General features: G+C 69.9%; 18 protein-coding genes. 12 read left to right on the top strand and 6 right to left on the bottom strand.

Annotated features, from left to right (window positions below):
* The first annotated feature begins 6 nt into the window (after positions 1-6).
* Both ACQ1W9_RS07645 and ACQ1W9_RS07650 read left to right on the top strand, forming a co-directional pair.
* Positions 7-1,719 carry an ATP-binding cassette domain-containing protein gene (locus ACQ1W9_RS07645; RefSeq protein ID WP_431026041.1) on the top strand — a complete coding sequence of 571 codons (1,713 nt, stop codon included), beginning with the start codon at positions 7-9 and terminating at the stop codon, positions 1,717-1,719.
* Positions 1,710-2,405: a S8/S53 family peptidase gene (locus ACQ1W9_RS07650; protein ID WP_431026042.1), complete on the top strand. Its 696-nt coding sequence runs from the start codon at positions 1,710-1,712 to the stop codon at positions 2,403-2,405. Before ACQ1W9_RS07645 ends, ACQ1W9_RS07650 begins: the two co-directional genes overlap by 10 nt.
* Here ACQ1W9_RS07650 and qhpG read toward each other — a convergent pair.
* The 3 genes from qhpG to ACQ1W9_RS07665 form a co-directional block, all read right to left on the bottom strand.
* A complete protein-coding gene (qhpG, locus tag ACQ1W9_RS07655; protein WP_431026043.1) occupies positions 2,324-3,694 on the bottom strand; it encodes a flavin-dependent monooxygenase QhpG in 1,371 nt (456 codons plus the stop codon). The two genes, ACQ1W9_RS07650 and qhpG, sit on opposite strands and share 82 nt — an antisense overlap.
* Complete coding sequence (locus ACQ1W9_RS07660; RefSeq protein ID WP_431026044.1) at positions 3,694-5,001, bottom strand: hypothetical protein; 1,308 nt, start codon at positions 4,999-5,001, stop codon at positions 3,694-3,696. Before ACQ1W9_RS07660 ends, qhpG begins: the two co-directional genes overlap by 1 nt.
* A 189-nt stretch (positions 5,002-5,190) precedes the next feature.
* Positions 5,191-6,675, bottom strand: coding sequence for an aldehyde dehydrogenase family protein (locus tag ACQ1W9_RS07665; protein WP_431026045.1), 1,485 nt, complete (start codon positions 6,673-6,675; stop codon positions 5,191-5,193).
* 224 nt (positions 6,676-6,899) lie between these two features.
* On the opposite strand from ACQ1W9_RS07665, the gene ACQ1W9_RS07670 reads away from it, so the two are divergent.
* On the top strand, positions 6,900-8,870 hold the full coding sequence (locus tag ACQ1W9_RS07670; RefSeq protein WP_431026046.1) for a sigma-54-dependent Fis family transcriptional regulator: 1,971 nt from the start codon (positions 6,900-6,902) through the stop codon (positions 8,868-8,870).
* On the opposite strand, the gene ACQ1W9_RS07675 is transcribed toward ACQ1W9_RS07670, so the two are convergent.
* From ACQ1W9_RS07675 to ACQ1W9_RS07685, 3 genes are all read right to left on the bottom strand, one after another.
* Entirely contained in the window at positions 8,833-9,864 is a 1,032-nt protein-coding gene (locus tag ACQ1W9_RS07675; RefSeq protein WP_431026047.1) for a TAXI family TRAP transporter solute-binding subunit, read from the bottom strand. The two genes, ACQ1W9_RS07670 and ACQ1W9_RS07675, sit on opposite strands and share 38 nt — an antisense overlap.
* 54 nt (positions 9,865-9,918) lie before the next feature.
* Positions 9,919-10,383 (bottom strand): flavodoxin family protein, encoded by a 465-nt coding sequence (locus ACQ1W9_RS07680; RefSeq protein WP_431026048.1) that lies wholly within the window; start codon positions 10,381-10,383, stop codon positions 9,919-9,921.
* 96 nt (positions 10,384-10,479) lie between these two features.
* Entirely contained in the window at positions 10,480-11,220 is a 741-nt protein-coding gene (locus ACQ1W9_RS07685; protein WP_431026049.1) for a dienelactone hydrolase family protein, read from the bottom strand.
* Positions 11,221-11,602: 382 nt separating this feature from the next.
* Between ACQ1W9_RS07685 and ACQ1W9_RS07690 the strand changes: the two genes are divergently transcribed.
* From ACQ1W9_RS07690 to ACQ1W9_RS07730, 9 genes are all read left to right on the top strand, one after another.
* Positions 11,603-12,367: a FadR/GntR family transcriptional regulator gene (locus ACQ1W9_RS07690; protein ID WP_431026050.1), complete on the top strand. Its 765-nt coding sequence runs from the start codon at positions 11,603-11,605 to the stop codon at positions 12,365-12,367.
* Between the two features lie 4 nt (positions 12,368-12,371).
* Positions 12,372-13,109 carry a cache domain-containing protein gene (locus ACQ1W9_RS07695; RefSeq protein WP_431026051.1) on the top strand — a complete coding sequence of 246 codons (738 nt, stop codon included), beginning with the start codon at positions 12,372-12,374 and terminating at the stop codon, positions 13,107-13,109.
* A 372-nt stretch (positions 13,110-13,481) separates the two neighbouring features.
* Positions 13,482-14,690, top strand: coding sequence for an MFS transporter (locus ACQ1W9_RS07700; RefSeq protein WP_431026052.1), 1,209 nt, complete (start codon positions 13,482-13,484; stop codon positions 14,688-14,690).
* Positions 14,691-14,923: 233 nt separating this feature from the next.
* Entirely contained in the window at positions 14,924-16,144 is a 1,221-nt protein-coding gene (locus tag ACQ1W9_RS07705) for a cytochrome P450 (RefSeq protein ID WP_431026053.1), read from the top strand.
* Positions 16,141-17,427 carry an FAD-dependent oxidoreductase gene (locus ACQ1W9_RS07710; protein ID WP_431026054.1) on the top strand — a complete coding sequence of 429 codons (1,287 nt, stop codon included), beginning with the start codon at positions 16,141-16,143 and terminating at the stop codon, positions 17,425-17,427. Before ACQ1W9_RS07705 ends, ACQ1W9_RS07710 begins: the two co-directional genes overlap by 4 nt.
* A gap of 1 nt (position 17,428) precedes the next feature.
* Positions 17,429-17,914 carry a flavodoxin domain-containing protein gene (locus ACQ1W9_RS07715; RefSeq protein WP_431026055.1) on the top strand — a complete coding sequence of 162 codons (486 nt, stop codon included), beginning with the start codon at positions 17,429-17,431 and terminating at the stop codon, positions 17,912-17,914.
* Positions 17,911-18,675, top strand: a complete 765-nt coding sequence (locus tag ACQ1W9_RS07720; RefSeq protein WP_431026056.1) for a type 1 glutamine amidotransferase — start codon at positions 17,911-17,913, stop codon at positions 18,673-18,675. The genes ACQ1W9_RS07715 and ACQ1W9_RS07720 overlap by 4 nt, the downstream gene beginning before the upstream one ends.
* Positions 18,676-18,782: 107 nt before the next feature.
* Entirely contained in the window at positions 18,783-20,225 is a 1,443-nt protein-coding gene (locus tag ACQ1W9_RS07725) for a glutamine synthetase family protein (RefSeq protein WP_431026057.1), read from the top strand.
* Entirely contained in the window at positions 20,222-20,929 is a 708-nt protein-coding gene (locus ACQ1W9_RS07730; RefSeq protein ID WP_431026058.1) for a substrate-binding periplasmic protein, read from the top strand. The genes ACQ1W9_RS07725 and ACQ1W9_RS07730 overlap by 4 nt, the downstream gene beginning before the upstream one ends.
* The last annotated feature ends 53 nt before the right edge of the window (positions 20,930-20,982 follow it).

Raw genomic sequence — 20,982 nt, forward strand, 5'->3', positions numbered from 1 at the left:
CTGCCCATGCCCGAGCCCGGCCACGACCCTACCCCTGCCCGCGACCCGGGAAGCCTGCCCTGGGGCTGGCTCTATCGGCCGCTGAAGGCGCGGCGCCTGGCCCTGGCGCGGTTGCTGGCGCTGAGCCTGGTGGCGACCCTGCTGGCGCTGCTGCCGCCACTGCTCACCCAGCGGCTGATCGACCAGGGCCTGATGCAGGGCGACTTTGCCACGGTGGCGACCTATGTGGCCGCCCTGGTGGCGGTGGGGCTCGCCGCCCTGGGCCTGCAGGGGCTGACCCGCCTGCAGCATGTGGCACTCTCTGCCCGGCTGCTGCTGTCGCTGCGCCGCTCCCTGCTGCGTCACCTGCTGCGCCTGGCCCCGGGGCGTTGGCAGGCCCGGGGCCGGGGCGACCTGATGAGTCGCCTCGACGGTGACCTGTCGATCCTCCAGGGCTTCGCCCTGGATGGCCTGCTCGGCGGGCTCTCCAACCTGTTGGGACTGGTCGGTGCCCTGGCCATGATCGGCCTGTTCAGCCCCCTGCTGATGCTCCTGGTGGCGGTGCTGGTGCCGATCCAGTGGCTGTGGCTGCGCGCCTGGCGCCCGGCTCTGACCCGTCGCCAGCAGGCGCTCAGAGAGCAGAGCGGTGACATCTCCGGCTTCTGGCAGGACACCCTGGCCTTTGGCCCCTGGTTCCAGGGCCAGGCCCTGGAGGCGGCGCGGCTCAATCGCCTCCAGGGGCTCGGCCACGAGCAGCTGCGGCGCCTCCTGGCGGTGCGCTGGGTGGGCTTCCTCAGCGACATGGGGCCCCAGTTGATCCTCGCCCTGGCCCGGGCCGGGGTGCTGCTGCTGGGCGGCTATCTGGTGATCCAGGGACGCCTGCGGCTCGGCGAGCTGGTGGCCCTGCTGGCCTATCTCGGCATGGTGATGGCGCCCATCGGTGGCCTGCTCGGCCTCTATGGCGGCTGGCAGCGGGCCCGGGTCAGCGCGGCACGCCTCGCCGAACTCTTCGATGAGCCCGCCATGCGCGATCCCTACCGGGGCGAATGGCCCACGGGACCCGGCGAGATCCGCCTCGAGGGGCTGCGGTTCCGCCATCCCGGCCAGGCCGACTGGCTGCTGGGTGGCGTCGACCTCGAGCTCCCTCCGGGTCACAAGGTGTTGATCGACGGCCCCTCCGGCGCCGGCAAGAGCAGCCTGATCCGCTTGCTGCTGGGCCTGGAGGCCCCCGAGGCGGGGGAGATCCGCGTCGATGGCGTGCCGCTCGAGGCGCTCGCCCGCCGTCACTGGCTCAAGCGAGTGGCCTGGGTGGAGCAGCACCCCAGCCTGCTGCGCGGCAGCCTGGCCGAGACCCTGCGTGCCCTGGCCCCCGGGGCCAGTGACGCGGAACTGCGCGAAGCGCTGGTGCGGGTCGGGCTGGGGGAGTGGTTCGACGCCTTGCCCCAGGGTCTGGCCACCGAGCTGGGCGACCTGGGCGGCAAGGTCTCCGGCGGCCAGCGGGCGCGCCTGGCCCTGGCCCGGGCGCTGCTCAAGAAGCCGCGCCTGGTGCTGCTCGACGAGCCCACCGCGGCGCTGGACCCGGCGGCCGCCCGGGCCTTCGATGCCCTGCTCGACGAGGTGCTGGGTGAGACCACCCGGTTGATCATCAGCCACCAGGGCGACCACTTCGGCAACCTGGATGCCCGCTACCGCCTCGAGGGCGGGCGGTTGGTCGCGGGGGAGGCGGCGTCATGTCTCTAATACCGGCCCTAACACCGACCCTGGGGCTAATCGATAGCGGCGTGCCTCCCGGCACGCCCCTGGCACGCTTCCATTCGCCGGTTGGCGGCGATGCCGAGGATCGCCTGGGTCATGGGCGGGCCATCCTCGCCACCCTGGGCCACTACCTTGACCCGAGCCGACGGGGACTCGCCTTCTATAAGCTCTTCGAGGATCGGCTCACCGCCGATGCCACCGCCCTGGCGGCGGCCTTCGAGTGGCAGGCCGAGGCGCCGCCGGCCTGGCTGCTGTGCAGCCTGGGGTTGCCCCGGGCCGATGCCCGGCTGCGGGCGGCGGTGGCGCGGCTCCAGGCCGCCGGCACCCGAATCGTCGCCTCGAGCCCGCGCTTCGGGGCGCCGGTCTATCCGGCGGCCTGGCCCGGGGTGATGGCGGTCAGCGGCGATGCGGGCCTGGTGCCGGGGCCGCCACGCCGAGGCCGCGACGGGCGCTGGTACGCCTGCGTCTGGGCGGCCCAGGAGGTGCAAGAGGAGGGGGTCGCCTGGCAGCCCTGGCAGATGGGGCCGCCGCCGGCGGGCATGCCGTCGCCCCTGGGAGGGGCCAGCTTCGCCGCGGCCCATGCCCTGGGCTACTGGCTGGCGGAGCCGGCCGGCGACGAGGCCGTGGCACCGGAAGAGAAGGGCGCGGGTAGGGTGGGCCAGTCGGGATGATCGGCCCACCAGCGAATAATCGCCGGGGCCGCGGGGCCGGCGGCGATCAATAGCGCCTGGGCCGCGTCCTGGTCGCCATCCTGTATGGCCCGGACCAGGGGCGCCAGGGGGATGCCCGCCACCGCCTGGATGCCCAGGGGCTGGTCCGGGGTTACGACCAGCTCCCGCTCGTCCAGGCGGGTACCGACGATGGCCAGTCCCCGCGCCACCCGGACCCGCGCCCAGGGCTCCGGCAGGTGAAGCGGTTGATGGTCGGGCCAGTGGCAGCGCGCCGCCCAGTAGGGGGCCGGGTCGGTGGTGATCGATGCTGGATAAGCGGCCTGGCGATAGAAGTCGCGGCCGGCCCGGGCGAAACGCCAGAACTGGGCATCCTGGCGGCGTTGATGGAAGCGCTCCAGGGGCGCGATGGGCTGCCCTTCGAGCAGGCTATTGAGCACCGGTGCCAGGCCATGGGCCGAGGAGAGCGCATTGAAGATGCCCTGGCCGGAGAGGGGATCGATGGCCATGGCGGCATCCCCCAGGCGCCACACTCGCCCCTCCCGCACGCGGGTGCGCCCCAGCAGGCTGGGGCGCCGGTAGTGGTGACGAATTCCGGCCTGGCCCCAGAGCGGGACCAGCTCGGGCTGGGCGGCCAGCCAGGCGTCGGGATCCCGCCGCGCCCGGCGCAGCGTGGCCTCCGGCAGGGCCAGTTGCAGGTACTGTTGGCCGGCGAGCCGCGACCACCAGGCCCAGCCGCTGCCGGGTAGCGATAGGGCGGCGCTGGCCGGCGTGGGCTCGGTGGCCGCGCCGCGCAGGATCCAGGCCGGGGTCGACCAGGGGGCAGCATCGCGGAACTGGCGCCGCGCCGCCGCCCGGCCCCGGGCCTCCACCCCCCAGGGCGCGCTCAGGACGCGACCATCCGCCAGGTGAAGCCGCGCCCGGTCGCCATCACTCGCCAGGGCCGTGATCCGCGCCTCGATCACCGGGATACCGGCCTCGCGCAGGTCCGCCAGCAGGGCGGCATCGAAGGCCGGACGCGGCAACAGCCACTCGGCGTTGGGCGCCCGCGCCTCGCCGCCCCAGGTGACCCGCCGGGGTAGGGGACCCACCGCGCAGGCGGTGGCCCGACGCAGCCCCAGGCCGGCCAGGGCCTGGAGGCTGCGCCGGGAAATGCCCTCGATGGCCCGGTAGTCACGGATGCGGCCCACCAGGGTGACCCGCCGGCCGGCGCGATGCAGCAGCATGGCCAGGGCGGCCCCGGCGGGGCCGCCGCCGGCGATCAGCACCTCGCCGGCCGCCTCATCATGCATCAGAAGAAGACCCCCACCAGTAGCTGGGCATAGAAGGACGTCTCGTCGTCGCCGAGCTGGATGCCACCCTCGGCCGCGCTCCTGTCGGGACTGTACCAGCCCAGCAGCGGCGAGACATAGAGCCAGTCGCTGGGCAGCCACTCCGCGTAGAGGTTGAGCTCGCGCCCGCCCATATCGGGCTGGTCGGCGGTATCCAGGCTCTCGAAGTCGTAGGCCAGCAGCCCCAGGTGCAGGCTCTCGCTCACCGAGCCGGTGAGGCCCAGCCGCCACGCCTCGGCGTTGCTGTTGAAGGGGCCGGCGTAGTTGCCCGCCACCTCGCCCTGGAACCAGGTGCCGTAGCCGCGGGTAAAGCCGTAGAAGAGCGCGTCCCAGCCCTCGGAGAAGCGACTGTAGCGCAGCGACAGGGTCGGCTGGCCGGGCAGCTCGCTAAAGGTCCAGGCCGGCTCCAGGGCCCAGGCATTCTCGCGGGAGTCCTTGCGCTGATGGGCGAATTCGCCGCGCAGGGTCAGGGCCTCGTCGAGCAGGCGCTGCTCGACGCGCAGGTCGTAGACGTCCATGCCGTCGCGCTCGGCCAGGAAGGGGCTGGCCTCGCCCTCGTCGACCCCCAGGCCGCGCAGGTAGCTGGCCTCCACCAGGCCATGGGCATGCTCGCGGGTCAGGGTGAACGCCGCCATCTCGGTGCTGGCCTGGGCCGGGTTGTCCGATTCGAACCAGGCCAGCTGGCCCCGCCAGCCGTCGCGGCCCAGCGCCACCACGGCGGTGCGGTCGAAGGCCTTGCGCCCGGCCAGGTAGTAGGCGCCGCCGCGGTCGAGCTCCTCGCCCAGGGCGTCGCCCAGGCTCAGCGCATCGCCGGCCACCAGGAAGCCCTCGCCCAGGGTGATCGGCTGGCGCCCGGCGGAGACGTCGAGGGACCAGGACGAGCCACCCAGGGCCTCGCTGCGGTAGCCGACGACGGCATCTTCCAGGTCCAGCTCGCGCTCCCTGCCGGAGGTAAAGCCGGCGGCGTCGCCATCGCCCCAGGTGGCGGTGCCCACCGTGCTGACCCGGCCATAGAGGCCGGACTCTTTGGGGTTGAGCTCGGCGCCCAGGGTGACCACGCCCTCTTGCCAACGGTAGCGGCCCGGCTCGGCGGCGCCGGTGGCATAGCCCCGGTCGCTATGGAAGGCGCCCAGCAGCGCCTGGAGGTCGATATCCACGGTGGCATGGCCGAGATCGGCCATCTCATAGGCCTGGGCGGGCAGGGCGGCGGCCAGCAGCAGGCCGCCCAGCGTCGTCGGCAGACGCCGGAAGTTCTTGTTGTTATGCATGGGAGTGTCCCTTGGGTTAGCGTTTCAAAAACAAACGTTTAAGAGTTGGGGAGCGCTGATTTACGTCGCGAGCGATGAGAGGCTGGCCGCCGCCGGAGCGGAGCAACCGGAGTTGACTGGGTGCTCAATGAGGATTGCGAGCACCGCCGGCGGCCAGGATATCGAGCGCAGCAGTAAATCAGTGTTTCCCTAGACGATCATTACGACCGACTTCTGCTCCGTGTAATGCTCGATCAGCGAGTCGCTGAGCTCGCGGCCGATCCCCGACTGCTTGAAGCCGCCGAAGGGCATGCTGGCGTCCAGCAGGTTATGGCCGTTGACCCAGACGCTGCCGGCCTCGATCTCCGGCACCAGGCGATTGACCGCGGCGAGGTCGTTGGACCAGAGGCTGGCGGCCAGGCCGTAGGGGGAGTCGTTGGCCAGCGTCACCAGCTCGTCGAGCTCGCGGAAGGCCTGCACCACCACCACCGGGCCGAAGATCTCCTCCTGCACGCAGCGACTCTCCTGGGCCAGGCCGGTGATCACCGTGGGCTCGACGAAGTAGCCGCTGTCGCTGCCCTTGCCGCCGCCGGTGACGATGGTGCCGCCGTCGCTGCGGGCCTGGTCGATGTACTCCAGGACCCGGCTCTGCTGCTTGGCGGAGACCAGTGGCCCCAGGGTGGTGGTGGGTTCCCAGCCCGGCGCCAGGGTCAGGCCCTGGGCCTGTTCGGCGAGCCTGGCGACGAAGGCGTCATGGATCGACTCGTGGACATAGATCCGCGAGCCGGCGGTGCACACCTGGCCCTGGTTGAAGAAGATCGCCTGGGCGGCGCCGGCGGCGGCGGCCTCGATATCGGCGTCGGCCAGCACCATCACCGGCGACTTGCCGCCCAGCTCCAGGGTGGTGCGGGTCATGTTCTCCATGGCGGCGTGGCCGATCAGCTTGCCCACCGGGGTGGAGCCGGTGAAGGCCACCTTGTTGATGCCCGGATGGCCGGCCAGCGCCGCCCCGGCGGTGTGCCCCAGGCCGGTGATCACATTGAGGGTGCCGGCGGGCAGGCCCACCCGCTCGGCCAGCTCCGCCAGCAGCAGGGCGGTGAGCGGGGTGTCCTCGGCGGGCTTGAGCACGATGCTGCAGCCGGCGGCCAGCGCCGGGGCCACCTTCCACACCGCCATCAGCAGCGGGAAGTTCCAGGGGATGATGGCCCCCACCACGCCGATGGGCTCGCGGCGGGTATAGGCGACGATCTGCTTGTCGTCGGGGACGAAGGGCATGGAGGGGGTCATGCTGCGCCCCTCGATCTTGGTGGCCCAGCCGGCGGTGTAGCGGATGAAGTCAATGGCCAGGGCCACGTCCATATGCCGCGAGAAGGTCACCGGCTTGCCGTTGTCCAGGGTCTCGAGCAGGGCGAAGTCGTCGGCGCGGGCCTCCAGGGCGTCGGCGAGATCCAGCAGCAGCTTCTCTCGTTGGGACGGGCGCGATCTGCGCCAGGTGCGGAAGGCCTCCCGGGCGGCGCTTACCGCGGCGTCGATATCGGCGGCGTCCCCCGCCGGGACCCGGCTGATCACCTCGGCGGTGGCGGGATTGTAGACGTCCAGGGTCTGGCCGCCGGCGGCGGGGAGCCACCGGCCGCCGATAAAGAGGGCGTGACTCTTGTCCAGCCAGGACTGAATGGCGGCGGAGGGCTGCGTCATGGTTGTGCTCCTGTGGGGCTGATTTATGATTGTTGGCAGACCGTTCGAGGCGCCAAGGGTGCCTAGCACTCGAATAGCAAGTCCCATGCCAGCTTTGGGATGAAAAATAATCACAATGAAAACAGTGGGTTGAGGGTTCGCCTCCGAGGCGGCTCCCGGGTGTCGCGTCGCCGGACAGGACGGCTGTCGCATCCTGGGACACCGCGACCCACCGGGAGAGACCTATGCCGATCAAGGCCGCCCTGCGGACCTCCGATGTGATGCGCCAGGCCCATGCTCGGCTGCGCCGCGGCCAGTTGCCGGTGGACCTGCTCGACGCCACCATCGGCCGCTCCTGGCAACGCTGCCTGGAGCACGGCCTGCGCCCCGGTAGGCTGCCGGAACTGCCCCGGCTCAGCGGCGGCGAGCTGCGCGACCGGCGCGATGCGCATCGCCGCCTGATCGAGCTGGCCGACCCCCTGGTTAGGCGGGTCGCCGATGACCTGCGCGGCTGCCAGCTGTTGCTGGCGGGGCCCGATGCCACCGTGCTCAAGAGCTACGGCAAGCGCTTCGTGATCAACGACCACTTCTGCATCGCCCCGGGCATCAACCTGGACGAGCGCTGGTTTGGCACCAATGCCCCGGCCCTGGCGGTGATCGAGCGCGCCCCGGTGCTGGTCAAGTCCAGCGAGCATCTGCTGTTTCCCGACAACCCGGTCTCCTGCGTGGCCGCGCCGCTGTTCGATGTGGGCGGCGACTGCCTGGGGCTGATCGACCTCACCTTCGCCGCCGATCATCCGCGCCCGGAGATCTTCCTGCGTCGGGTGCAGCAGCTCACCGGGGCCCTGGAGCAGCAGCTATTTCGCGATCATTACCAGCAGCGCTGGGTGCTCCAGGTGCATGCCTCCCTGGCCGAGCTGGACGGCGTGGCCTGCGGCCTGGTGGCGATCAACGACGCCGGCCTGATCCTGGCGGTGGACCCCCAGGCCGCCCAGTGGCTGGGGCGCGAGGCCGCGAGCCTGATCGGCCAGTCGATCGAGGCGCTGCTGGGAAGCGCCTGGGGCGAGATGCGTCGCCAGTGCGAGGGACGCTCGGCGCTGCTGGGGCTGGACCTGGCCGGTGGCCAGCTGGTGGGGCGTCTCAATCCCCCGGAGGCCTGGCAGCCGGCGACCCTGGATGGCGAGGCGGGTGATAGCGCCCCGGTGGTGGTGCCGGTCACCTCACTCAAGCCATCACCGGCCCGGGGCCGGGCCCTGGATGACCTGGTGGCCGGCTGGCCGGAGGCCCTGGCCCGGGAGGCACGGCGGGCGTCGCGGGCCCTGGCGGCGGGGCTGCCGGTACTGCTGCAGGGCGAGACCGGCACCGGCAAGGAGCAACTGGCCCGGGCGCTGCATGCCGGCCTCGGTGGCTTGCACGACAGGAATGGCCCCTTCGTGGCGCTCAACTGCGCGGCCCTGCCCGAGAGCCTGATCGAGGCGGAGTTGTTCGGCTATGGCGAGGGCGCCTTCACCGGCGCCCGCAAGGGCGGCTACGGCGGGCGCCTGGTACAGGCCAATGGCGGCACCCTGCTGCTCGACGAGATCGGCGACATGCCCTTGGCGCTGCAGGCGCGGCTGTTGCGGGTGCTCCAGGAGCGGGTGGTCACGCCGCTGGGCGATCACCGCGAGGTGCCCATCGACTGCCGGGTGATCGCCGCCAGTCACCGGGACCTGGAGGCGCGGGTCGCGGCGGGCGACTTCCGCGAGGACCTCTTCTACCGGCTGGCCGGGGTGGTGGTGGAGCTGCCGACGCTCAGCGAGCAGCACCAACTGGCGGAGACGATTCGCCACCGCTGGGCGGCGCTGTGTCGCCGTCATCGCCGCGAGCTGGCCCTCGACGAGGCGCTCTGCGAGCGCCTGGCGGCCTACGACTGGCCGGGCAACTGGCGGGAGCTGGAACACTGCCTGGAGGTGGCCCTGGTGGGCGCCGAGCCGGAGCTGGCCAGCCTGACCCTGGAGGCGCTCTCGCCGCGCTGGCAGCGCAAGCTGGCGGGCGGCTTGTCGCTCGGCCGGCCAAACCTGGCCGCACAGGCGGTAGAGAGTGATACCCAGGCCCTGCGGGATCTCGAGCAGGCGCATATGCGGCGTACCCTCGAGGCCCACGACGGCAACGTCACCGCCGCCGCCCGGGCCCTGGGGGTCAGTCGCTCGACCCTCTATCGGCGCCTGGGGCACTGAACGCCTCGGTTTCCGGGGCGGGGGCCTCGTCCTCGATCCAGCCCTGCTCCCGGTAATAGCGGAGCGCTCCCTCGTGGAGGGGGGCACTGAGCCCCTCGCGAATCATCGTCTCCGGGCTCAGATCGGCATAGGCGGGGTGAAAGGCCTTGAAGGTATCGAGGTTGTCGAACAGGGCCGCCACCAGGCGGTAGATCAACGCCTCGTCCACCGCCGCCGAGGTGACCAGGGTCGCACGGACGCCGAAGGTCTCCACCGCCGGCTGGTCGTCGCCATAGAGGCCGGCGGGAATGGTGGCCCGGGTCAGGTAGGGGGTGCCGGCCACCAGGCGGTCGACCGGTTCGCCGCCGACCTCCACCAGGATGGCGTCGCAGAGCCGCACCGCCTGGGCGATGGAGGGGTTGGGATGCCCCACCGTATAGACCATGGCCTCGATATTGCCGTGGCAGAGTTCCAGGGACTGCTGGTCGGCGGGCAGTTCGTTGGCGGGGCGGAAATCCCCCAGGCTCCAGCCCCAGGCCTCGAGCAGGGTCATCATGGTGCCGCGCTGGCCCGAACCGGGGTTGCCCACGTTGATCGAGCGACCGCGCAGGTCGGCGAAGCCGGTGATGCCGCTGTCGCGGCGGACCACCAGGGTAAAGGGCTCGCCGTGCAGCGCGGCGATGGCACGCAGGTTGGGGTCGGGGCCCGCCGTCGCGAAGCCCGCGCTGCCGGTTACCGCATAGTGCTGCAGGTCCGACTGGGCCAGGGCCACCGGTACCTCGCCGTCGCGCAGGGCGGTCAGGTTGGCGGCGGAGCCGCCGCTGGTGCGGGCCTCACAGGGAATATCCACCAGGCTGCACAGGGCGCGCCCGGTGATATGGTAGACCCCGGCCGGGCTCGCCGTGGCGATCACCAATTCATCGGCGAGGGCAGGGCCGCTGGCCAGCAGGGCCGTGAGGGACAAGGCCGCGCCCAGCTTGCTCAGGGCGTGCGATACCATCCTTTGGCGAGGCATAAGGCATCTCCTTCAGGGGGGCGCTGATGCTTAGCCAAAGCATAGCCTTGCCCTTCAGAGGATGCCGCTCTCCAGCCCGGCGGCCAGAGTGAGGCCCAGCTCCTCGACCCGCTCGACGAAGGCCTCCTGCCAGTCGCCGCGCAGGATTAGCGGTTCCTGCACCCAGCGCCAGCGCAGCCCGGTGACGATGCCCTCCACCGCCCGCCGGGTGCCGGTGCCGTCATGACCGGCGCGCACATAGAGGGCACAGGGCAGCCCCTGCTTCTTCTCCAGTACCGGGTAGTAGCTGCGATCGAAGAAGTCCTTCAGGGCCCCGCTCATATAGCCCAGGTTCTCGGTGGTGCCGAGCAGGATGGCATCGCAGGCGCGGATATCTTCGGGGCCCGCCTCCAGGGGCGCCTTGACCACCACCTCCACGTTCTCCACGTCTGGATGGCGCGCGCCGCGTTCGGCGGCCTCGCGCAGCCTCAGGGTATTGGGGGAGGGCGCATGGGCGACGATCAGCAGGCGCTTGGGCATGGGGGCTCCTTGGTGAGGGGCGCGCGGGGCGGCCACCCGCCTCGCGTGTCTCGATATTCCAGCATAGGCGTCAGGCGCCTTGTCCGTGAGCAGCCGCTACAGCGTCTCTTCCAGAAGCATGACGAGGCGCTTGTGATGCAGGGCGTCGGCGGTCGCGTCGTAGGCGGGGGCGTCCTTGGCCGTGAAGCCGTGAGCCGCCCCCTTGTAGAGCTCCGTGGTGAAGTGCACGCCGGCCTTGGCCAGCGCCTCGTCCAGGCGGGCGATCTGCTCGGCGGGCAGCAGCTCATCCTGGTCGGCGTGGCCGAGATAGACGCGCCCCGCGATGCTGCCGACCACCTGGACGGGGCTGTTCGGGTCGTCGGCGCCCGCCAGCCGGGCCGAGTGAAAGCCGGCCGCGGCGGCCACCCGGTCGGGGTGTTCGGCCGCTATGCGCAGCGCGAAGGCGCCGGTCATGCAGTAGCCGACCACGCCCAGCTTGCCAGCCGCGAATTCGGCCGCGCCATCGATGCCGTCGAGGAGGGCGAGGAAATCGCGGGATTGCGCCTCGGGCGTCAGGTGGCCGGCATACTCGAGCAGCGTCGGACGGACCTCCGGATCGCGGAAGGACTTGCCCTCCGGTACGACGGGGCCGCGCGCATCGCGGTAGTAGACGTTGGGCATCAACACGGCGTAGCCGTTGTCGGCTATTTGCTGGGCCTTCTCGTGATAGCAGGGGCGCAGGCCGCCGATATCGGTGAACAGCACCACGGCCGGCAGTGGGCCTGCGGCGCCCGCGGGCGTGAAGATATGGGCGTCGATGGTGCCGTCGGCGGCAGGGATGTCGATAGCGCGAGACATGAGCGGGCTCCGGGGCTGTCGATGAGGATGGATGTCGCCGGGGACGAAGGTCACCCAAGGAGCATCTAACCAGAGACAGGCCCGGTTGACGAGGTCGTTACCGAGAGGCGTTCCCAGGGGGCAGCTCCCCAAACCCATGGGCTGATGGGCCCAGTGGGAGCTGGCTTTAGCCGGCGATTGGCGCCGCCAGGCGACAAGGCGTACCGCTACGGCCAGTTCTGCCAGCACTATCTTCGCAATCGCTGGCAAGGGATACTGTGATTCAGCGGTGGTAGAGTGACGTCGTGCCAGTGATCGATGGCACGATGCTGATGGGAGAGGGCGGGGCGCGGGTGTCGTCCCGAATCGATAGGGATAGAGAATCTTTGGGCGCTTGACGTAAATGATGATGAAGAGTCCCGCCAACAATGGCTCCTTTATTCGGTTACGCCAGGAAGGCCGTACCGAACAGGTCATTCGCCGCATGATGGAGGCGATCGATCTGGGGCTCTACGTGGAAGGGCAGCAGCTGCCCAGTGAAACCGAGCTCGCCATGCAGTTCGGGGTGGCCACGGTGACCCTGCGCGAGGCCCTGGGCTACCTGCGCCAGGTCGGGGTGATCGAGACCCGCCGGGGACGTAATGGCGGCAGCTTCGTGTGTGCCACCGAGGAGCTGTCCGCCGAGCTGATGCTGGAGCGTCTCGACGAGTGGAGCCTGATCGAGCTGCGCGACATGGGCGATGAGCATCGGGCCATTTCCGGCATGGCCGCCCGCCTCGCCGCCGAACGTGCCACTCCCGATAGCTACCGCCATATGGCCTTCCATATCGAGGCCCTGGGCGAGGCCGGCAATCGCCGCGAGCGGCGTCGCGCCGATGCCCGCTTTCATATGGAAATTGCCGCCCACTCCCAGTCCGTGCGCCTGACCCATGCCGAGATCCGCCTGCAGTCGCAGTTGGGCGAGCTGCTCTGGCTGCCCGGCAAGGAGCCCCCCGAGGTGGCGAGCATCCAGCGGGAACACCAGGGCATCCTGGACGCCATCCAGCAGGGCGAGGCGGCGCTGGCCGGGCGCCTCGCCGAGGCGCATATCCAGGCGGGGATTCGCCGCCTGATCACCATGAAGATGGCGCTGATGGAGACGCGGTCGGGGGGCGATGATGAGCACTGAGCCGATGGCAGAGCGCCGCCGGGCGTGCCTGCGACGCATCGAGGCCGCCCTCGATGGGGTCTTCGACGATATCGAACGCATCGCTTCCGAGCTCGAGCGGCTCTGGGAACGCCAGGCGGCGCTGGGCAAGGCCCCGGTGTCCGCCGACCTCAAGCCGCTGCGTACCCTGGCCGATGATCTGCTGACCCGGGACAATCGCTGGGTGCTGGGCACCGGCGTGGTGCTGGAGCCGGGGGTGCTGGCGGATTGCGACATGTTCTGCGAATGGCGTCACCTGGTGGGGGAGGGCAAGCCGGCCCAGCTCGATCTCAACTTCAACCGCAGCAGCGACAGCTACTACAACTACCGGGATATGCCCTGGTTCACGCAGCCGCGGGGGACCGGCCATCGCGTGGTGGAGGGGCCCTATATCGACCTCTACGGCCAGGACGCCTATATCCTCACCTTCGCCCGACCGCTGCATTGCCGCGGCGATTTCCTGGGCATCGCCGGGGCCGACGTGCATCTGGGGCGCTTCGAGCGCATCCTCGTGCCCGGCCTGCTGCAGCTGGCCCACGACGCCTTGCTGGTCAACGCCTCGGGGCGAGTGGTCGCCTCCAATACCCCTCGCTGGCTACCGGGTGAGCGGTTTCGTATGCCGGATAACGGCCCGCGGCCGGGGTGCCTGGTGACTCCCCTGGCCGGCCAGCATGCCCATTGGCAGCTGGTGGAGTCCCTGGAGGTGTCGCCGGAGGGGGGGTGAACCCGTCGTCGGTTCCAGGCCACTGCTACCCGTCGGTGTTTCCTATTCCCCCACTTCTTCCGTCCCAGCTGTTACCTCCGGTAGCAAACCGATGCCGCCTCGGGCCTCGCTCTCCCATCGGGGGAGGGCGGGGCCCGGTTGCCTCACGGGCGTGCGTCGGCCTGTCGATTCGCTCCAAGTTGGTGAAAAAACAAGGCGCTAGTCGGTGTCGCATCGGGGCGTGAGCTCGTCTTTTCTATAAAAGATATAAAAACAGATGTTATATGGCATGGGCCTTGCAGCCTATTTCGTGACGGCCTCCCCTCGATGCGAGGGAGGGCGACCCAAGCCGCTGATCCATCGTTACGCCAATAACAACCACGAGGGTATGACATGAAACTACTGCGCGACTCCCTGCCGGAGAGCTGGTCACTGGTCTTCTCGGCCTTCGCCGCGGCCTACGGCGTCGGCCTGCTGGCGCTGCTGGCCCTGCCGTTTCTGATCAGCGCCATCATCACCGACCTGGGGCTGAACGAGGCCCAGGCCGGCTACCTGATGTCCGCCGAGTTCCTGCTGACCATGCTGGCCTCCTTGATCATCGCACCCCTGATGGGCCGGGCGCCGCGGCGTACCCTGGCCCTGGTGGGGGCCCTGGTGGCCATCCTGGCCAATCTCGGTTCGGCCATGGCGACCGAGGTGACCACCCTGGCCATCCTGCGCTGCGTGGCCGGCGCCGGGGCCGGCCTGGCGCTGGCCTGTGGCAACGCCTGCGTCTCCAGCGCCCGGGATCCCGACACCATCGCCGGCTACATGAACGTGCTCTTCGTGGCGCTGATGATCGTGGTGATGCTGGTGTTCGCCCGCACCATGGCCAGCAGCGGCCTCTCGGGGCTCTATTTCTCGCTGGCGGCGACCCAGGCGGTGATGCTGCTCTTTATGCTCAAGATGCCCCAGCGGGCCGCCATTACCCAGGCCATGAAGCAGGCGGCATTGCCCAACAGCAAGATGCTCTCCGCCGCGGCGGTGTGCATGATGCTGGCCACCTTCCTCTTCTCCATGCGTGACACCATGGGCTGGGCCTTCGTCGAGCAGGTGGGCATTCGCGTCGGCTATGACGGCGAGAGCCTGGGCCTGCTGTTCTCCCTGCAGGCCTTCGTCGGCCTGGCGGGACCGCTGCTGGTGGCCCTGATCGGTAGCCGCTTCGGGCTCAGCAAGCCGGTGATCATCGGTATCCTGCTGTGCGGCGGTTCCAGCCTGGGCTATGTGCTGGGCGAGGCCTCCATCGTCATGTACACCACCGGCGTGATGATGATCGCCTTCACCTACTTCTACACCCTGGCCTACCTCACCTCCCTGGCCGCCTCCCTGGATCGCGAGGGGCGCGTGGTGGCCGCCTGCGGCAGCTTCCTGACCCTGGGCATCGCCATCGGCCCCGCCGTCTCCGGCACCCTGATCGCCATCGGCGGCTATGCGCTGACCGGTTGGGCCATCGCCATCACCGTGGGCCTGACCCTGCTGGCGGTCTCGGTGCCCCTGGCCAAGGCTCGCCAGCGCCGCCAGGCGGAGCAGCTGGCCGCCGAGAGCGTCGTTACCGCTTCCTGAGGCGCCACGACTCGCCGTGGGGCCGTGAAGGCCCGCGGCGAGTCGCATGGGGCCGCGCCCCGTAATACCGCACCATCTACGACAAATGATTTACGGGATTCCATCGAAAATCCTTTGAAACATATAAAACCATATCTTATATTTTTACATGGCATCGCCCCCAGGCAGCAGCACGATAACCACAGTCACTCTTGCCCGGATGCCAGGACGATAACCGATAACAAGAGGTGCCTATGTCCACCATGATCGAAGAGCCCACCGACCAGGCCCCCTACCTGGATGTGGCCGACCCTAGCTTCTCGATTCGCTCCAGGGCCGTCGAGCAGGCGCGGGAGAAGAGCTGGTATGCCCGCACCCCCTACGGCATCGCCGTGTTGCGCTATGACGAGGTCAATACGCTGGTCCGTGACCGCCGCCTGCGCCAGGGTAGCTACGCCTGGCCGGCCCATAACAACGCCCACGGCAGCTTCTCCGACTGGTGGATGCGCATGCTGCTGAGCAAGGAGGGCGCCGATCATTCCCGGCTGCGGCGCCTGGCCAATCCGGCTTTCGCACCCAAGCTGGTCAAGAAGATGACCCCGGATTTCCAGCAGATCGCCGACGAGCTGATCGACGACTTTATCGACGCCGGCGAGTGCGATTTCGTCGCGGAGTTTTCCGAACCCTATGCCACCCAGGTGATCTGCCTGCTGCTGGGCCTGCCGCTCAGCGAGTGGAAGAACCTGGCGGAATTGGCCTCGGAAATGGGCCTGGCATTGGGGGTCACCTTCAAGCGCGACGAGGCCCGTATCAATGCCGCCACCGACAAGCTCTTCGCCTACGCCAAGGCGGTGGTGGAGAACATCAAGCGGGAGGGGCTGGGGGATGACTTCCTGAGCAGCCTGGTGCGCGCCAACCAGGACGATGACCAGGCGCTCGGCGACCAGGAACTCTACGACATGATCGTGCTGGCGATCTTCGGCGGCATCGATACCACCCGTAACCAGATCGCCCTGGCCCTGGACACCTTTATCCAGCACCCGGCGCAGTGGAAGCTGCTCGGCGAGCAGCCCGAACTGGCCCGGGCCGCGGTGGAGGAGGTGATGCGGGTACGCCCCACCGTCACCTGGGTAACCCGGGAGGCCCTGGAGGACTTCACCTTCCAGGGGCTGGAGATCACGCAGGGCACCACGGTGCACCTGTTCAGCCAGTCGGCGGGCACCGACCCCCGCGCCTTCGACGACCCCGGTTTCGATATCACCGCCAAGCGCTGCCCGCACTTTGGCTTCGGCGCCGGTGCCCACCACTGCATCGGCCATTTCATCGCCCGGGGCGACATGACCGTGGCCCTGGCCAAGCTGGCCCAGCGCCTGCTCGATCCCGAGTATGCCGGTACCCCCGAGTGGCTGCCGGACAGCGGCAACACCGGCCCGGTCAGGCTGCCGATTCGCTTCCGGGCGGGGAGGGCGGCATGACGGCCCCGAGCATCGCCATCGTCGGCGCCGGCCCCTCCGGCTGCTACCTGGCCCAGGCCCTGCGCAAGCAGTGGGCCGAGGCGCGGATCGATATCATCGACCGCCTGCCGGTGCCCTTCGGCCTGGTGCGCTACGGGGTGGCGCCGGATCATCCTGGCACCAAGGCGGTGACCCGCCAGTTCGAGCGCCTCTTCGAGCGCGATGGCATCGGCTTCCACGGCAACCTGGCGCTGGGCCGCGACCTCGCCCTGGACGAGCTGCGCGAGGCCTATGACGTGGTGGCCCTGGCCACCGGCCTGGCCGCCGACCGCCGCCTGGGCATCCCCGGCGACGACCTGCCCGGCGTCTATGGCGCCGGCGCCCTGACCCGTCGCCTCAACGATCACCCGGACGAGCAGGGGCTGCGTCCCGACCTGGGCCGGCGGGCGGTGATCATCGGCCAGGGTAACGTGGGCCTGGACGTGCTGCGCCTGCTGAGCAAGCCGGAGGCCGCCTTCGAAGGCTCCGAGCTCTCTCCGGAGGCGTTGGCCGCCTGTCGGGCCAAGCCGCTGGCACGGCTCGATATCGTCGGCCGCTCTTCCGCCGCCGAAGCCAAGTGCGACGCCGCCATGCTCCGCGAGCTGGGGCGCCTGGCGGGGCTCTCCTTCCATTTCGCCGCGCCGCTGCCGGCACCGGAGAGCATCGAAGACAAGGCCGCGAGCCTGCGCCTGGCCGCCTTCCACGAGCTGGCCGAGCGCCATACCGAGAGCCATACCGAGAACAATGGCTGCCAGATCCACTTCCACTTCGGCTGGACCCCGGAAGCGGTGCTCGGCGAGGCCTGGGTCGGCGCGGTGCGCTTTCATGGCGGCGAGAGCGGCCGGGAGACCCTGGAGCTTGCCGCCGATAGCCTGATCACCGCCATCGGCTTCGCCCAGCACGATCCCAACCTGCCCGGTGGCCCCGAAGCGCCCCGGCCCGACGACCAGGGGCGCCTGGCCCCCGGCCTCTACTGCACCGGCTGGCTGCGTCGTGGCCCCCGCGGAACCATTCCCGAGAACCGCCAGGATGCCCGCGCCGTGGCCGCCACCATCGCCGCCGACTCTACCAAGCGCCCCCTGGGGCGGCCCGGCTTCGCGGCCCTGCCCGCGGCGGCGATCGCCCGGGCCACTGACTTCGCCGGCTGGAAACGCATCCAGGCGGTGGAAGCCGCCGAGGCGCCGACCGGTCGACTCTGCCGGCGCATTCCCGATCTGGCGAGGCTGCTCGAGATCGCCCAAGCGACCCCCGTGGGAGGACCCTGAGATGACGATTCATGTGATTTACGGCACCGAGACCGGTAACGCGGAAATGGTCGCCGACGACCTGGTAGAGGCCCTGGAGGATGACGCCACCGTCACGGCCCGGGACCTGGCCGACTTCGACCCGGCCGAGGTGGCCGAGCGGGACTTCGTGATCTTGGTCAGCTCCACCTATGGCGAGGGGGAGCTGCCCCATTCGGCCCAGCCCTTCTTCGCCAGGCTGGAGGCCCAGGCCCCCGACCTCAGCGGCCTGACCTTCGCCACCTTCGGCCTGGGCGACAGTTTCTACGAGACCTTCAACCACGGCAGTCGAATCCTCGCCGACAAGTTGCGCGAGCTGGGCGCCACCGAGCTGGGCGAGCGCGGCGTGCATGACGCCTCCAGCGGCGAGCTGCCCGGCGAGGTGGCGGTGGAATGGTTGAAGGGCCTGCTCGGCGCCCACGGTGCGCGGATCATGGCCGGCGAGGCCGCCGCGGAGGCCGCCTCATGAGGGCCCTGCGCCTGTGCATCGTCGAGAACGGCCTGGTGCCGGAACCGCTTGATGAGCGCTTCGCCGGCTACCCGGCGATGATCGAGGCCTGGCTGGGGCCGGCGCTGCCGGAGGCGAGCTTCCAGGCGGTTTCGCCGGTCTCCGGGGAGGCGCTGCCGGACCCCGCTGCCTATGACGGCTACCTGCTGACCGGCTCCAAGCACAGCGTCTACGAGGGCGCCGACTGGATGCGTGCCGAGATCGACTTCCTGCGCCGCGCCCGGGCCCTGGGCCGCCCGATCTTCGGCATCTGCTTCGGCCACCAGCTGATGGCCGATGCCTTCGGCGGCCGCACCGCCAAGGCCGAGGCGGGCTGGGGCCTGGGGGTGCAGGGCTATCTCCCTGACGATGCTGCCGATGCCGATCGAGGCGCCGGCCGGGTGCTGGCCTTCCACCAGGACCAGGTCGTGGAGCTGCCGCCCCAGGCTCGGGTGCTGGCCGGCAGCGACCACTGCCCCCACGGCGTGCTGCGCTACGCCTTCCCGGCGCTGTCGGTGCAGTACCACCCCGAGTTCACCCCGGCCTACGTGGAGGCGCTGCTGGATCGCTACGGCGGCCACCTCTTCGACCAGGCCGAGGCCCAGGCGGCCCGAGCCAGCCTGTCGCAGCCCGATCTGGCCAACTCCGAGGTCGCCACCTGGGTGGCGCGCTTCTTCCGGGAGGCCTGTGTCAGCGCCTCCCCCGCCACCGCGCGGGCCACCCCTAGCCCCATCGACCCCTAGCCCCAATCGACTGAGTACTGCGCGTTTTCCCCTGGCTCCGCCAGGCACAACAACCACAACAGAACCGCCTTCGGCCCATCCCGGGTCGCTCGGCAAAGGAGAATGACATGACGTCTCTGACAAGCACCGCTCAAGCCACTTCGGCCTTTGACACCGCCCTCCGGGCGGCCCCCACCACGGCCCTCGATCGCCATCGCGAGACCAACAACAGCGCCGCGGTGGCGCAGGAGCTGAGTTCGCGTATCCGCGACTCCGGGGTCGAGTACCTCTACTACCAGGTGGTGACCCTCACCGGCCGGGTGGTGGCCAAGGTGGTGCCGGCCAAGCACCTGCTGCGCAACCTGGACAAGGGCATCCAGTTCCACCGCACCGCCATCTCCGACCTGCAGTGCAACCGCGCCGGCGAGCTGCTGGGCGGCGGCGCCCAGGCCGCCGAGTTCACCGGCATGCCGGACGCCGACAGCTTCCAGGTGCTGCCCTGGGACCGCTCCATCGGCTCCTTCTTCTGCCGCCTCTACGAGCCGGAGCACCGCACCGAGAACGGCGGCAGCATCCTCGCCACCGACCCCCGCGGCCTGCTGCTGGACACCCATCGCCGCTTTATCGACGAGACCGGCCTGACCCTCAGGACCGGCCTGGAGCCGGAGATGTCCTGGCTGGGCGAGAAGCTCAACGTCAAGGTGCGCCCCGGGGCCAGCCCTGCCTACCACCTGGGCAACCTGGAGCTGATGCGGCCCATCTTCAAGCGGGTCATGGAGTACGCCGGCGCCATGGGCCTGGACATGATCGAGGGCGACTACGAGGATCCGGGCCAGCTCGAGCTCAACTGGATGTTCGACGATTGCCACCTGACCGCCGACCGCATGATGACCTATCGCCTGATCTGCCGTCAGGTGGCCCAGGAGTTCGGGGTCAAGGCCAGCTTCATGCCCAAGCCCACCACCGGCAGCATGGGCAACGGCTGCCACCACAACTTCAGCCTGTGGCGCGGCGACGAGAACGTCCTCGCCGAGTCGGGCCGCCGCGAGCTGCACCTCACCGAGACCGGCCGACACGCCCTCGGCGGGCTCCTGGCCCACGCCCCCGGCGCGATGATGATCATGGCCTCCACCGTCAACTCCTATAAGCGCTACTGGGACACCGGGCTGTTCGCCCCCAACTGCATCAACTGGGGCATGGACAACAAGACCTGCACCGTGCGCCTCTCCGCCAACGGCCGCCTGGAGTTCAAGGTGCCGGACGCCAGCGTCAACCCCTACCTCTCCCATGTGATGCTGCTGGCCGCCATGCGCGACGGCCTGAAGAACGAGCTGGATCCGGGTGCCCCGGACAATAGCGACAGCATCCCCGGCTCCCCGGCGGAGATCCGCTACCTGCCGCGCACCCTGGGCGACGCCATCGCCGCCTTCGACCAGGACGCCGTGATCCAGGGCGCCATGCCGGCGGAGATGGCCAGCCTCTACCGCGACCTCAAGACGGACGAGTGGGCGCGCTACTGCGCCGCCGTGACCGACTGGGAAAAATCCATGTACGAGGACTACCTGCCGTGAACCAGACCGCGACCGATCTCAAGCTCAAGGTCATCTGTGCCGACCTGCCCGCGCCGCCGCTGTTCTGGCGCGACGACCAGGGCCACCGTCACGGCTACGAGGCCGACGTGGCACGGCTGCTGGCCAGCAAGCTGGCCGGGGACACCGCCTTCGCCTACCGCCAGTGGGCCGACTTCTACCCCGCCCTGGAGGCGGGGGAGGGGGACATCCTGCTCTGCGGGCAGGGCATCTCCGAGTACCGCAAGACCCTGGCCGACTTCACCGCCCCCTATGCGGTCTTCGACGAGTCGGTGATGGTGCTGCGCGACTCGCCCATCCGCCGCGCCGAGGACCTGGCGGGGCGCCGGATCGGGGCCATCGACAAGAGCCTCAACATGGCCCTGGCCGAGACCTTCGAGGGCGCCATCCGGGTGCCCTTCTCGGGGGAGTCCGAGGACGTGATGGGGGACATGGTGGCGGCCCTGCGCCGCGGCGAGATCGACGCCTTCGTCGACGACGACGTGGCCCTGGTGCCCCTAGCCGAAGAGGAGGACCTGGCCATCGCCTTCACCGTGGCCAGCCGCAACGCCTGGGGCATCGCCGTGAAGAAGGGCGAGCCCGAGCGCCTGGCCCGGGTCGAGGCGGCCCTGGCCGAGGTCAAGGCCAACGGCGAGCTCCGGGCCTTGTGGGAGCGCTGGATGCCGACCCTCGACTACCCTTTCTGAGCCGCCACGGGGAGCGCCGACCCGGCGCTCCCTCCCATGTTCACGACACCCTG

It is taken from the genome of Halomonas sp. H5, from assembly GCF_050613175.1.
Taxonomy (GTDB): Bacteria; Pseudomonadota; Gammaproteobacteria; order Pseudomonadales; family Halomonadaceae; genus Bisbaumannia; species Bisbaumannia salifodinae.